Origin of the sequence: Streptomyces sp. NPDC088762 (assembly GCF_044750905.1) — a bacterium.
Classification (GTDB): domain Bacteria; phylum Actinomycetota; class Actinomycetes; order Streptomycetales; family Streptomycetaceae; genus Streptomyces.
Genome location: NZ_JBIVKT010000001.1, coordinates 496,515 through 508,686, shown reverse-complemented (window position 1 = coordinate 508,686; position 12,172 = coordinate 496,515). Strand labels below are relative to the sequence as shown.

Sequence of the window (12,172 nt, the reverse complement as noted above, 5' to 3'; positions counted from 1 at the left end):
TGGGGGAAGGCCGTCGCACCCGGTGCGACGGCCTTCCCCCATGTCCGGCCCCGTACGGCAGGATGAGCCCATGACCAAGGTGCACGAGGACCGCCCCGTACTGCCCACCCGGCAGGACGAGGTCGCGGCGGCCGGCAGTGAGTTCATCGGCGGCCCGCTCGGCCGCTACGCCCGGCTGGGCGGCCACTGGCTCGGGCCCGTCCGCATGGTGGCGCTCGTCGCCATCGGCATGTTCGCCCTGGGCATGGTGCAGAAGCTGCCCTGCTACGACTGGGCGTGGTTCCGGGGAGCGGGCTCGCAGTACACCCACGCCTGCTACTCCGACATCCCGCACCTCTACGCGGTACGAGGCTTCGCCGACAACCTCACGCCTTACTTCGACCGGCTGCCCGGCGACATGGAGTACCTGGAGTACCCGGTGCTGACCGGGCTCTTCATGGAGGTCGCCTCCTGGCTGACCCCCGGCAGCGGCTCCATGCAGCACCGCGAACAGATGTACTGGATGGTCAACGCGGGCATGCTGATGGCCTGCGCGTCGATCATCGCCGTGTGCGTGGCCCGCACCCACCGCCGCCGCCCCTGGGACGCCCTGCTCTTCGCCCTCGCGCCGGCCTTCGCGCTCACCGCGACGATCAACTGGGACCTGCTGGCCATCGCGCTGACCGCCGCCGGGATGCTCATGTGGTCGCGCGGCCGGACGGTCCTGTTCGGTGTCCTCATCGGCCTGGCGACCGCCGCGAAGCTCTATCCCGTCCTGCTCCTCGGGGTGCTGTTCGTGCTGTGCTGGCGGGCCGGCAAGTGGCGGGACTTCGGCGCGGCCGTCCTCGGCGCGACCGGCTCGTGGCTGGTGGTGAACCTGCCCGTCATGATCCTCGCCTGGGAGGGCTGGACGAAGTTCTACACCTTCAGCCAGGAACGCCCCATCGACTTCGGCTCCGTGTGGCTGCTGATCTCCCAGCGCTCCGGCAACCCCCTGGAAGACGCCAACACGTACGCGACGGGGCTGACGCTCCTGCTGTGCGGGGCGATCGGACTGCTCACCCTGACCGCCCCCCGGCGGCCCCGCTTCGCGCAGCTGGCCTTCCTGGTCGTCGCCGTCTTCATCCTGGCGAACAAGGTCTACTCGCCGCAGTACGTGCTGTGGCTCATCCCGCTCGCCGCGCTGGCCCGGCCGCGCTGGCGGGACTTCCTGATCTGGCAGGCCGGTGAGGTCCTGTACTTCCTCGGGATCTGGTTCTACCTGGCCTACACGACCAGCGGGGACAAGCACCAGGGACTGCCCGTGGAGGGCTACCAGCTGGCGATCACCGCCCACCTGCTGGCCACCGTCTACCTGTGCGCGGTCATCGTCCGGGACATCCTGATGCCCGAGCGGGACGTCGTACGCCGGGACGGATCGGACGACCCGTCCGGCGGTGTCCTGGACGGGGCCGAGGACGTGTTCGTGCTGTCGGACGCGGCGAGGGCGCCGCGGTACGCGGCGCCCTCGGACGGACAGCGGGTCGAATGGGGCACGAGCCCCAGGGACTGACCGGGCCGGCCGGTCGCGGACCGGCACGCGAGCGGCTCAGGCGTCGAGCACCCGGTCGAACTGCGTCGTCGTGTGGCGCAGGTGCGCCACGAGCTCGTCGCCGACCTTCGGCTCGGGCGAGTCCGACGGCACGAACAGGATCGACACCTGCATGTGCGGCGGCTCCGCGAACCAGCGCTGCTTGCCCGCCCACACGAACGGCGACAGGTTCCGGTTCACCGTGGCCAAGCCCGCCCGGGCGACGCCCTTGGCGCGCGGCATGACGCCGTGGAGGGCCTTGGGAGCCTCCAGACCCACCCCGTGCGACGTACCGCCGGCCACCACCACCAGCCAGCCGTCGGAGGCGGCCTTCTGCTGGCGGTAGCCGAAGCGGTCGCCCTTGGCCACGCGCGTGACGTCGAGGACCGCGCCGCGGTACTCGGTGGCCTCGTGGTCGCCCAGCCACAGCCGCGTGCCGATGCGGGCACGGAAGCGGGTCTGCGGGAACTGCTGCTGGAGACGGGCCAGTTCCTCGGCCCGGAGGTGGCTGACGAACATGGTGTGCAGCGGCAGCCGGGCCGCGCGCAGCCGGTCCATCCAGCCGATGACCTCCTCGACGGCGTCCGAGCCGTCCGGGCGGTCCAGCGGCAGGTGCAGGGCGAAGCCCTCCAGCCGGACGTCCTCGATCGCCGAGTGGAGCTGCCCCAGGTCCTGCTCGGAAATGCCGTGGCGGCGCATCGAGCTCATGCACTCGATGACCACGCGGGCGCCGACCAGGCCGCGGACCCCGTCCAGCGAGGACACCGAGCGGATCACCCGGTCCGGCAGGGGCACCGGGTCCTCGCCCCGCCGGAACGGGGTGAGGACGAGCAGGTCGCCGCCGAACCAGTCCTTGATGCTCGCCGCCTCGTAGGTGGTGCCGACGGCCAGCACGTCGGCACCCAGCCGGGTCGCCTCCTCGCACAGCCGCTCGTGGCCGAAGCCGTAGCCGTTGCCCTTGCAGACCGGGATCATCCCGGGGAACCGGTCCTGGATCTGCTTCTGGTGCGCACGCCAGCGCGCGGTGTCGACGTAGAGCGTGAGCGCCATGCCCGTCCGGAACCTCTCCTGAAAAGCTGCGGTGCAGCGGTGCGTGGGGTGGGTGGAGGTGGGTCAGCGCCGCGACATGTAGATGTCGAGCGCCTTGTGCAGCACCTTGTTGAGCGGGAAGTCCCACTCGCCGACGTACTCGACGGCCTCGCCGCCCGTGCCGACCTTGAACTGGATCAGGCCGAACAGGTGGTCGTTCTCGTCCAGCGTGTCAGAGATGCCGCGCAGGTCGTAGACCCCTGCGCCCAGGGCGTAGGAGTCGCGCAGCATGCGCCACTGCATGGCGTTCGACGGCCGTACCTCGCGCTTGTGGTTGGCGGAGGCGCCGTACGAGTACCAGACGTGCTGGCCGACGGTGAGCATCGTGGCGGCGGCCAGCGGCTCCCCCTCGTGCTTGGCGATGTAGAGGCGCATCCGGTTGGGGTCCTCGGAGTTGAGGGCCGTCCACTGGCGCTGGAAGTAGCTGAGCGGGCGCGGGCGGAACTTGTCGCGCTCGGCCGTGATCTCGTACAGGTGCTGCCAGGTCGGCAGGTCCTCGTAGCCGCCCTGGACGACCTCGACGCCGGCCTTCTCGGCCTTCTTGATGTTGCGGCGCCACAGCTGGTTGAAGCCCTTGAGGACGTCGTCCAGTGAGCGGTTCGCCAGCGGGACCTGGAAGACGTAGCGGGGCTGGACGTCGCCGAACCCGGCGCCCCCGTCCTCCGCCTGCTGCCAGCCCATGCGGCGCAGCTTGTCGGACACCTCGAAGGCGCGGGGCTCGATGACCGAGGCCTCTACGTCGCGCAGGCGCTTGACCTCGGGGTCCTGGATGCCGGCCTTGATGGCGGCCGCGTTCCAGCGGCGGATGACGACCGGCGGCCCCATCTTCACGGTGAAGGCGCCCTGGTTCTTGAGGTGGGCCAGCATCGGCTGGATCCACTCCTCCAGATTCGGGGCGTACCAGTTGATGACCGGGCCCTCGGGGAGGTACGCGAGGTACCGCTTCACCTTGGGCAGCTGGCGGTACAGCACGAGCGCGACACCGACGAGTTCACCGGACTTGTCGAACCACCCGAGGTTCTCCGAGCGCCACTCGTTCTTGACGTCGGCCCATGCCGGGACCTGGCAGTGGCTAGCCGAAGGCAGGCTCTGGAGGTATGCCAGATGCTGCTCTCGGCTGATGGTGCTCAGGGACAGGCTCATGCGGGGTGTCTCCTCCGGCGGCTTCGCTGGCTATGGCGCGAAGCCTACTGCGACAGGGGCGCCACCCATCTGGGGGACGGGCCGGAGCCCGGGCCGGTGGGAGGCCGGCGCCCCGTCGCGGAGGTTCCCCCGGTCAGCCCAGCCAGCCGCCGAAGAGGCCGCCGTGCGCCATTCCGAGGAAGAAGCCGATGGCAGCAGCGCCAAGGCCGATGATCAACGCGAAGCGCTCGCGTGTCGTGACGGAGATGAACTGTCCGTACGCGCCGGTCAGGATCCCGATGAGCCCTGTCCACGAGCTGAGCAGGTGCAGGTTGTGGAAGAACCCCGTGACGAACGCCACGGCGCCGAGGACCAGGGTGATCGTGAGCAGGGTGTCCTGGAGCGGGTGGGGCTTGCCGTCCGTCGCGAAGAGCGAGATGTCGGACTGGCGTCGCATGGCCTGTGCCATCGGAAGGCACCTCCTGGCTGAAGCAGAGCGGTGCTGCGGGGCCGCCTCCCGAGGGGCCGGAAGGTCCTAGCACCGAGCACACCCGATGGATACAGATTGTGTCCCCCTGCCGCCGGATTTCAACCGGAAGGAGTCGAGCAGGTAGTCTGTACGGTCTGCGCGGTGTCTGCTCTGCGGACGCCGTGCTCACGCATCACGACCCTCCTGCCACGGAACGACCGTGGCCGCTGAGTCCAAAGGAGGTGGGTTCCACATGCGTCACTACGAAGTGATGGTCATCCTCGACCCCGATCTCGAGGAGCGCGCTGTCTCCCCGCTGATCGAGAACTTCCTCTCCGTCGTCCGTGAGGGCAACGGAAAGGTCGAGAAGGTCGACACCTGGGGCCGTCGTCGTCTCGCTTACGAGATCAAGAAGAAGCCCGAGGGCATCTACTCGGTCATCGACCTTCAGGCCGAGCCTGCGGTCGTCAAGGAGCTTGACCGACAGATGAACCTGAACGAGTCGGTTCTCCGGACCAAGGTCCTTCGCCCCGAGACCCACTGAACTTCGGTTCAGCGGTAATCGGGATCGAGTAGCACAGCAGCCCAGCAGCAAATCCCCGCCGAGAGGTTCATCCATGGCAGGCGAGACCGTCATCACGGTCGTCGGCAATCTCGTCGACGACCCCGAGCTGCGCTTCACCCCCTCGGGTGCGGCGGTCGCGAAGTTCCGTGTCGCGTCCACCCCCCGCACCTTCGACCGTCAGACCAACGAGTGGAAGGACGGCGAGAGCCTGTTCCTGACCTGCTCGGTGTGGCGGCAGGCGGCGGAGAACGTCGCCGAGTCCCTCCAGCGAGGCATGCGCGTCATCGTGCAGGGCCGGCTGAGGCAGCGGTCGTACGAGGACCGTGAGGGTGTCAAGCGCACGGTCTACGAGCTGGACGTCGAGGAAGTCGGCCCCAGCCTGAAGAACGCCACGGCCAAGGTCGCCAAGACCACCGGTCGCGGTGGCCAGGGTGGGTACGGCGGCGGTCAGCAGCAGCAGGGTGGCGGCGGCGGTGGCTGGGGCGGAGCCCCCAGCGGCGGCGCACCTCAGGGCGGCGGAGCTCCCTCCGACGACCCGTGGGCGTCCAGCGCGCCGGCCGGCGGCCAGCAGCAGGGCGGCGGCGGGGGCGGTTGGGGCGGAAGCTCCGGCGGCTCCGGTGGTGGCTACTCGGACGAGCCGCCCTTCTAGGGCAGCTCGCAACCCCACTTCTTGATCACACAGGAGAGACACAATGGCGAAGCCGCCTGTGCGCAAGCCTAAGAAGAAGGTCTGCGCGTTCTGCAAGGACAAGACCGCGTACGTGGACTACAAGGACACGAACATGCTGCGGAAGTTCATTTCCGACCGCGGCAAGATCCGTGCCCGCCGCGTTACCGGCAACTGCACGCAGCACCAGCGTGACGTCGCCACGGCCGTCAAGAACAGCCGTGAGATGGCGCTGCTGCCCTACACGTCCACCGCGCGATAAGGAAAGGGTGACCGACTAATGAAGATCATCCTGACCCACGAGGTTTCTGGCCTCGGTGCCGCCGGCGATGTCGTCGACGTCAAGGACGGTTACGCTCGCAACTACCTGGTCCCGCGTGGTTTCGCGATCCGCTGGACCAAGGGTGGCGAGAAGGACGTGGCGCAGATCCGCCGCGCCCGCAAGATCCACGAGATCGCGACCATCGAGCAGGCCAACGAGGTCAAGGCCAAGCTCGAGGGCGTGAAGGTCCGTCTGGCCACCCGCGCGGGTGACGCCGGTCGTCTCTTCGGTTCCGTGACCCCGGCCGACATCGCCACGGCGATCGAGGCTTCCGGTGGCCCGAAGGTCGACAAGCGCCGCGTTGAGCTGGGCTCCCCGATCAAGACCCTCGGTTCGCACCAGGTCTCCGTGCGTCTGCACGGAGAGGTGTCCGCGAACGTGGGCATCGAGGTCGTCGCCGCCTAAGGGCAGCACGTGAAGGGCCGCACCCCACCGGGTGCGGCCCTTCGTCGTTCTCGGCTGCGGGCGATGTTTCACGTGAAACATGCGGGCCGGGCCGTGGGGATGTTTCACGTGAAACGTGCCTCTGGTCGGGGCACGGTTCAGCGGGTGGCTCCCGCGACCAGCCAGCGGCCCGAGCGGGCCCGCAGCTGGAGGGTGACCATCCGGACCAGCATCATGAGGGTCATCGCCCACCAGAGCGTCGTCAGGCCGCCCCCCAGGGTCGGGACGAGGAGCGCCGCCGGGGTGAAGACGGCCAGCGTCAGCAACATCGCCCGGGCCAGGTAGCTGCCGTCGCCAGCGCCCATCAGGACCCCGTCGAGCACGAAGACGATGCCGCAGACGGGCTGGCCGAGGGCCACGACGAGCAGGGCGGGCAGCAGGGCTTCCTCCACCGCCGGATCTCCGGTGAACAGCGGAATGAACACCGGGCGCGCGAGGACGACCAGCAGGCCGAGCACGATGCCCGCGGCGATCCCCCACTGCACCATGCGGCGGCAGACCGCCTTGGCGCCCGCGGTGTCGCCGGCTCCCAGATAGCGCCCGATGATCGCCTGTCCAGCGATCGCGATGGCGTCCAGGGCGAAGGCGAGCAGGCTCCACAGGGACAGCAGTATCTGGTGGGCCGCGATGTCGGCGTCGCCGAGCCGGGCCGCCACGGCCGTCGCGATCATCAGGATGGCGCGCAGCGACAGGGTCCGGACCAGCAGCGGTGCGCCGGCCTGCGCACAGGCCCGGATCCCCGCGAGGTCGGGCCGTAGCGAGGCCCCGTGCCGCCGGGCCCCGCGGACGACGACGACCAGGTAGGCGGCGGCCATGGCGCACTGGGCGATGACCGTGCCCCAGGCTGAGCCGGCGATCCCCAGGCCGGCGCCGTAGACCAGGAGGGCGTTCAGGCCGGCGTTGAGGGCGAAGCCGCCTACGGCGACGTAAAGCGGCGTACGGGTGTCCTGGAGCCCGCGGATGACACCGGTGGCGGCCAGGACCATGAGCATGGCCGGGATGCCGAGCGCGGAGATCCGCAAGTACGTGATCGCGTACGGGGCGACGGTGTCGGAGGCCCCGAAGAGTGAGATCAGCGCGGGGGCGGTGGGCAGCACGACGGCGATGACGGCCGCGCCGAGCAGCAGGGCGAGCCAGATGCCGTCCATGCCCTGCCGGATCGCGGCCTGGAGATCGCCCGCTCCGACCCGGCGGGCAACGGCCGCGGTGGTGGCGTAGGCGAGGAAGACGAAGACGCTGACGGCGGTGGTGAGGAGAGCGGCTGCGATGCCGAGGCCCGCGAGCTGGGGGGTGCCGAGGTGACCCACGATGGCGCTGTCGGCCATCACGAAGAGGGGTTCGGCGACGAGTGCGCCGAAGGCGGGGACGGCGAGGGCGAATATCTCGCGGTCGTGCCGTCTCGGGGCAGCCTTCGGTGCTGCGGGGGCCTGTGTCATGTGCTCAATCTAATCTTCCACAGGTAATGGACGCAAGACCCTTTGGATCCTTACTAAGGTCCTGACTTGGGCGTTCCCGGCGACCCGTTGGAGGTGATCTTGAGACAGTGGCCAAGATTTTTCCGACGCGCTGGCTCGGGGAAGGGAAACTGCAGGTCAGGAGGGGTGTGAGGGTGGGTCGGGTGATTTTGTCCACAGCGTCGTCCCCCGGTCCGTGCACAGCTTCCGGGGACTTACCCACAGCATTGGCGCCGTCGTCCACATCTCATCCACACAGCCTGTGGATAACAAGATTGGCTGACGCCGCTCGCGGCCCTACCGTGGTGCGTTGCCCGACTCCGGCGCGAGCCGATTCGGGTGCCCCACATGTCAGAGCCGTGCCGTAGAAACAGCGCCATGGCGAGGTCCGCGTTGCGGACGGGAGGAGGCGGCCCGGTGAGCATCCCCGAGCCCATGGACGACCCCTGGGCCGACAGCGGTCCCGGTGACCGTCTGCCCGCCCGTCCGCGCCGAAACGGCGAGGGCCGGGGCCGCGGGGACGAGCAGCACGACCGGGGTCGCGAGGGCGGCTCCTGGGACGGCGGCGGTGGCGGGTTCGAGCGCGTCCCCCCGCAGGACCTCGACGCCGAGCAGTCGGTCCTCGGCGGCATGCTCCTGTCCAAGGACGCGATCGCCGATGTGGTCGAGGTGCTCAAGGGACACGACTTCTACCGGCCTTCGCACGAAACGATCTTCCAGGCCATCCTCGACCTGTACGCGAAGGGCGAGCCGGCCGACCCGATCACCGTCGGAGCTGAACTCACCCGGCGCGGCGAGATCGGCAAGGTGGGCGGGGCCTCGTACCTGCACACCCTGGTGCAGTCCGTCCCGACCGCCGCGAACGCCGAGTACTACGCGGAGATCGTCCACGAGCGAGCCGTCCTGCGCCGCCTCGTCGCCGCCGGTACGAAGATCACGCAGATGGGCTACGCCGCCGACGGCGACGTCGACGAGATCGTCAACAGCGCCCAGGCGGAGATCTACGCCGTCACCGAGCAGCGGACCTCCGAGGACTACCTGCCGCTGGGCGACATCATGGAGGGCGCCCTCGACGAGATCGAGGCGATCGGCTCGCGCAGCGGCCAGATGTCGGGCGTGCCGACCGGTTTCACGGACCTCGACTCCCTGACGAACGGCCTGCACCCGGGCCAGATGATCGTCATCGCCGCCCGTCCCGCGATGGGCAAGTCCACCCTCGCGCTGGACTTCGCCCGGGCCTGCTCCATCAAGAGCAACCTGCCGAGCGTGATCTTCTCCCTCGAAATGGGGCGCAACGAGATCGCGATGCGCCTGCTGTCGGCGGAGGCCCGCGTGGCGCTGCACCACATGCGCTCGGGGACGATGACGGACGACGACTGGACCCGGCTGGCCCGCCGGATGCCGGACGTCTCCGCCGCCCCCCTGTACATCGACGACTCCCCCAACCTGTCGATGATGGAGATCCGGGCCAAGTGCCGCCGCCTCAAGCAGCGCAACGACCTCTCGCTCGTGGTCATCGACTACCTCCAGCTGATGCAGTCGGGCGGCTCCCGCCGTCCCGAGAGCCGCCAGCAGGAGGTCTCGGACATGTCCCGAAACCTCAAGCTGCTGGCGAAGGAGCTCGAGGTCCCCGTGATCGCGCTCTCCCAGCTGAACCGTGGTCCGGAACAGCGCACCGACAAGAAGCCGATGGTCTCCGACCTGCGTGAGTCGGGCTCCATCGAGCAGGACGCCGACATGGTGATCCTGCTGCACCGCGAGGACGCGTACGAGAAGGAGTCCCCGCGCGCGGGCGAGGCCGACCTGATCGTGGCGAAGCACCGTAACGGCCCGACGGCGACGATCACCGTGGCCTTCCAGGGCCATTATTCGCGCTTCGTGGACATGGCCAACACGTAGCATCCGATCATGGATGAGCTCTCTGAAGACCTGGAACTTCTCCCTGCCACCCGGCGTGCGCTGAGGCATCGGATCGCCGTCGCGCAGAGCGAAGGGCGGGCGCCGTCCGTGGTGGCGGCCGTCGTGCGGGGCGGCGAAGTGGTCTGGGAGGGCTCGCGGACCTCAGTGGAGGGGCACGGCCCGGACGGGAACGTCCAGTACCGGATCGGTTCGATCAGCAAGACCTTCACCGCCGTCCTCGTGATGCGGCTGCGGGAGGAGGGGCTGCTGGGGCTCGCCGATCCGCTGGAGAAGCACCTGCCGGGCACCGGCGTCGGCGAGGTGACCATCGCTCAGTTGCTGGCCCACACCGCCGGGCTGGGGGCGGAGACGCCGGGCGAGTGGTGGGAGCGCACTCCGGGCGCGCTGCGGCCCGGGCTTGCCGACGTCCTGGGCGACGACCCGTTCCGGCACGCGCCCGGAAGCAGGCACCACTACTCGAACCCGGGTTACACGCTGCTGGGCTCGCTCGTCGAGGCCTTGCGCGGCAAGCCGTGGGAAGAGGTGCTGCGGGCCGAGGTGCTGGAGCCGCTGGGTCTGGACCGTACGAGCGGGCTGCCGCAGGCCCCGCACGCGGGCGGCTGGGCGGTGCACCCGTGGGCGGACGTGATGCTGCCCGAGCCGCTGGAGGACCTGGGCCTGATGGCGCCCGCCGGGCAGTTGTGGTCCACGACAGGGGACTTGGCGCGGTTCGCCGCCTTCCTGCTGCGCGGGGACGAGCGGGTGCTGAGCGCGGAGTCCGTACGGGAGATGCGGACCTCGGCGGCGCCGCCGGAACCGGGTTTCGCCGAGTTCGGCTACGGGCTGGGGATGCAGCTGACGGCGCAGGGCGAGCGCCGGCTCGCGGGGCACAGCGGCTCGCTGCCGGGGTTCGTCGCGGGGCTCTGGCTGAGCGAGGCGGACGACGTGGCGGCCGTGGTGCTCGCCAACTGCACCTCGGGACTGCCGGCTTCCTCGGTGGCCGCGGACCTGGTGGCGATCGTTGCGGACGCCGAGCCCCGGTTCCCGCAGCCGTGGCGGCCCTTCCGGGAATCCGATCCGGTCCCGCTGGAGGTGTGCGGCCCCTGGTACTGGGGCACCTCGCCGCACGTGGTGCGGCTGAAGGCGGACGGGTCGCTGGAGCTCGGTCCGGTGGGCACGACCGGGCGCACCGCCCGTTTCCGGGCGGAGCCGGACGGCTCGTGGACGGGCCTGTCCGGTTACTACGCGGGGGAGACGCTCCGGGCGGTACGCCGCGCGGACGGCTCGGTGAGCCACCTCGATCTGGCGTCCTTCGTGTTCACGCGGGAGCCCTACGACGCCGAGGCCCCGGTGCCCGGCGGGGTGGACCCGCAGGGCTGGCGCGGCATCGGCTGACGCTGTTGCTCAGGCGACGAGTTCGCGTTCCAGAGGGGTGCGGAAGCGCGGTGTGATGCGCGCGTCACCCACCCAGGCGGCGAGGCGCTCGGCCTCGGCGGTGATCGCCTCTTCGGCGGCGCGGCCGGGGCTGTCCAGCAGCCGCCAGACGATCTCGCCGTCGGTGCGCTGGGCCCAGCCGCCGACGATCCGGCCGTTCCACCACACGGTGGGGCCGATGTTGCCGGCGTAGTCGAAGAGGGCGGGCCGGTGCGCTGGGTCGAGGTGGAAACCGCGATCGGCCCATCCCATGCCGCTGGGGTCGAGCCCCGGCAGCAGGGCCGCCCAGGGCTCCGGCGCCGGTTCGGCCCCGGTGTCGCCGGGGCTGACGAAGGCCGTGGTCCCGGTGTCGAGGAGCACCTGGTCGGGGCCTACGGCTGCGAGGGCCTTGCGGACGTCGGTGAGCGTCCAGCCGGTCCACCACTTGAGGTCGGCTTCGGTCGCAGGACCGTACGAGTGGAGCCAGCGGCGGGCGATCTCGGCGCGTGCCTCGGCGACGGGTACGGCGGGCCACGGTTCGGTGTGGACCCAGCGGAACTGGCTGGAGGTCCAGGAGCCCCGCGGCCGGTCGCGCCGGATCCGCCCGTCGGCGGCCAGCAGGCGGATGACGCGGGTGGCGACACCGGTCTGCGCCTCGTACTTCTTGCCTCTGCCGATGGTGATCTTCCGGCGCAGGGCGGGTACGGCCGAGGACAACTGGCTGCCGGTGCGGGGGCCGTCGCGGTCGAGGGCGTCGAGCGCCGCGCTCTCGGCCTGGGCCAGCCAGGCGGCGTCCAGCCCCTGGCCGTCCTCTTCGAGGTGCTTGAGGAGGGCGCGGCGCTCCTTGGTGGCGATGGCCCGGGCGGTGGAGGAGTCGACGTGGGGAGCGAGGTCCCTGGAGACCGCGAAGAGCGTGTTGCGCATGCTCAGCAGCCGGACGAGGCTCACGTCCTCGTAGAGCGCCTGTTCGATGGCCTCGGGCCCGCCCGCGCTGAGCCGGGCGCGGGCGGAGAGGAAGAGGGTCGCCGCGTCGGTGGCGTGCAGCGCGACGACGGCGTCCGCCGCCTGGGGAACGGTGGCGGCGCGGGCCGAGGGAGCCAGGCGATGGCGGCGGCCGAGCCGGTGGCGGCGTTCGGCGGTGGTGATGAGGGGAAGGCGGCGGCTCATCCTCCCGATCGT

The 12,172-nt window shown here is 70.3% G+C and carries 12 protein-coding genes; 7 read left to right on the top strand and 5 right to left on the bottom strand.

What is annotated here, in order from left to right:
- The first annotated feature begins 70 nt into the window (after positions 1–70).
- Positions 71–1,531: a glycosyltransferase family 87 protein gene (locus ACIP5M_RS02390; RefSeq protein ID WP_401190948.1), complete on the top strand. Its 1,461-nt coding sequence runs from the start codon at positions 71–73 to the stop codon at positions 1,529–1,531.
- A gap of 36 nt (positions 1,532–1,567) precedes the next feature.
- Here ACIP5M_RS02390 and ACIP5M_RS02385 read toward each other — a convergent pair whose 3' ends face one another.
- From ACIP5M_RS02385 to ACIP5M_RS02375, 3 genes are all read right to left on the bottom strand, one after another.
- Entirely contained in the window at positions 1,568–2,599 is a 1,032-nt protein-coding gene (locus tag ACIP5M_RS02385) for an alanine racemase (RefSeq protein ID WP_401190946.1), read from the bottom strand.
- A gap of 63 nt (positions 2,600–2,662) precedes the next feature.
- Positions 2,663–3,781, bottom strand: coding sequence for a lipid II:glycine glycyltransferase FemX (locus ACIP5M_RS02380; protein WP_401190944.1), 1,119 nt, complete (start codon positions 3,779–3,781; stop codon positions 2,663–2,665).
- A 133-nt stretch (positions 3,782–3,914) separates the two neighbouring features.
- A complete protein-coding gene (locus ACIP5M_RS02375; protein WP_401190942.1) occupies positions 3,915–4,229 on the bottom strand; it encodes a hypothetical protein in 315 nt (104 codons plus the stop codon).
- 253 nt (positions 4,230–4,482) lie between these two features.
- Here ACIP5M_RS02375 and rpsF point away from each other — a divergent pair, with 253 nt between their 5' ends.
- From rpsF to rplI, 4 genes are all read left to right on the top strand, one after another.
- Positions 4,483–4,773, top strand: a complete 291-nt coding sequence (rpsF, locus tag ACIP5M_RS02370) for a 30S ribosomal protein S6 (RefSeq protein WP_004950685.1) — start codon at positions 4,483–4,485, stop codon at positions 4,771–4,773.
- A 73-nt stretch (positions 4,774–4,846) separates the two neighbouring features.
- Positions 4,847–5,443, top strand: a complete 597-nt coding sequence (locus ACIP5M_RS02365) for a single-stranded DNA-binding protein (protein ID WP_401190939.1) — start codon at positions 4,847–4,849, stop codon at positions 5,441–5,443.
- A gap of 43 nt (positions 5,444–5,486) precedes the next feature.
- Positions 5,487–5,723 carry a 30S ribosomal protein S18 gene (gene rpsR, locus ACIP5M_RS02360; RefSeq protein ID WP_005315025.1) on the top strand — a complete coding sequence of 79 codons (237 nt, stop codon included), beginning with the start codon at positions 5,487–5,489 and terminating at the stop codon, positions 5,721–5,723.
- A gap of 18 nt (positions 5,724–5,741) precedes the next feature.
- Entirely contained in the window at positions 5,742–6,188 is a 447-nt protein-coding gene (gene rplI, locus ACIP5M_RS02355; protein ID WP_401190937.1) for a 50S ribosomal protein L9, read from the top strand.
- A 137-nt stretch (positions 6,189–6,325) separates the two neighbouring features.
- On the opposite strand, the gene ACIP5M_RS02350 is transcribed toward rplI, so the two are convergent.
- Positions 6,326–7,663 (bottom strand): MATE family efflux transporter, encoded by a 1,338-nt coding sequence (locus ACIP5M_RS02350; RefSeq protein WP_401190935.1) that lies wholly within the window; start codon positions 7,661–7,663, stop codon positions 6,326–6,328.
- Between the two features lie 453 nt (positions 7,664–8,116).
- On the opposite strand from ACIP5M_RS02350, the gene dnaB reads away from it, so the two are divergent.
- Together dnaB and ACIP5M_RS02340 are read left to right on the top strand one after the other, a co-directional pair.
- Positions 8,117–9,580, top strand: coding sequence for a replicative DNA helicase (gene dnaB, locus ACIP5M_RS02345; protein ID WP_401191842.1), 1,464 nt, complete (start codon positions 8,117–8,119; stop codon positions 9,578–9,580).
- Positions 9,581–9,589: 9 nt separating this feature from the next.
- Positions 9,590–10,975, top strand: coding sequence for a serine hydrolase domain-containing protein (locus tag ACIP5M_RS02340; RefSeq protein WP_401190933.1), 1,386 nt, complete (start codon positions 9,590–9,592; stop codon positions 10,973–10,975).
- A 9-nt stretch (positions 10,976–10,984) separates the two neighbouring features.
- Here ACIP5M_RS02340 and ACIP5M_RS02335 read toward each other — a convergent pair whose 3' ends face one another.
- Complete coding sequence (locus ACIP5M_RS02335) at positions 10,985–12,160, bottom strand: winged helix DNA-binding domain-containing protein (RefSeq protein WP_401190931.1); 1,176 nt, start codon at positions 12,158–12,160, stop codon at positions 10,985–10,987.
- Positions 12,161–12,172 lie beyond the last annotated feature (12 nt).

Excerpts from the sequence above, each read along its gene's own strand:
- rpsR (WP_005315025.1), top strand. The coding sequence starts at position 5,487 with ATGGCGAAGCCGCCTGTGCGCAAGCCTAAGAAGAAGGTCTGCGCGTTC.
- ACIP5M_RS02335 (WP_401190931.1), bottom strand. The coding sequence starts at position 12,160 with ATGAGCCGCCGCCTTCCCCTCATCACCACCGCCGAACGCCGCCACCGG.
- ACIP5M_RS02350 (WP_401190935.1), bottom strand. The coding sequence starts at position 7,663 with ATGACACAGGCCCCCGCAGCACCGAAGGCTGCCCCGAGACGGCACGAC.
- ACIP5M_RS02375 (WP_401190942.1), bottom strand. The coding sequence starts at position 4,229 with ATGGCACAGGCCATGCGACGCCAGTCCGACATCTCGCTCTTCGCGACG.
- rplI (WP_401190937.1), top strand. The coding sequence starts at position 5,742 with ATGAAGATCATCCTGACCCACGAGGTTTCTGGCCTCGGTGCCGCCGGC.
- ACIP5M_RS02390 (WP_401190948.1), top strand. The coding sequence starts at position 71 with ATGACCAAGGTGCACGAGGACCGCCCCGTACTGCCCACCCGGCAGGAC.
- ACIP5M_RS02380 (WP_401190944.1), bottom strand. The coding sequence starts at position 3,781 with ATGAGCCTGTCCCTGAGCACCATCAGCCGAGAGCAGCATCTGGCATAC.
- rpsF (WP_004950685.1), top strand. The coding sequence starts at position 4,483 with ATGCGTCACTACGAAGTGATGGTCATCCTCGACCCCGATCTCGAGGAG.
- ACIP5M_RS02340 (WP_401190933.1), top strand. The coding sequence starts at position 9,590 with ATGGATGAGCTCTCTGAAGACCTGGAACTTCTCCCTGCCACCCGGCGT.
- dnaB (WP_401191842.1), top strand. The coding sequence starts at position 8,117 with ATGGACGACCCCTGGGCCGACAGCGGTCCCGGTGACCGTCTGCCCGCC.
- ACIP5M_RS02385 (WP_401190946.1), bottom strand. The coding sequence starts at position 2,599 with ATGGCGCTCACGCTCTACGTCGACACCGCGCGCTGGCGTGCGCACCAG.
- ACIP5M_RS02365 (WP_401190939.1), top strand. The coding sequence starts at position 4,847 with ATGGCAGGCGAGACCGTCATCACGGTCGTCGGCAATCTCGTCGACGAC.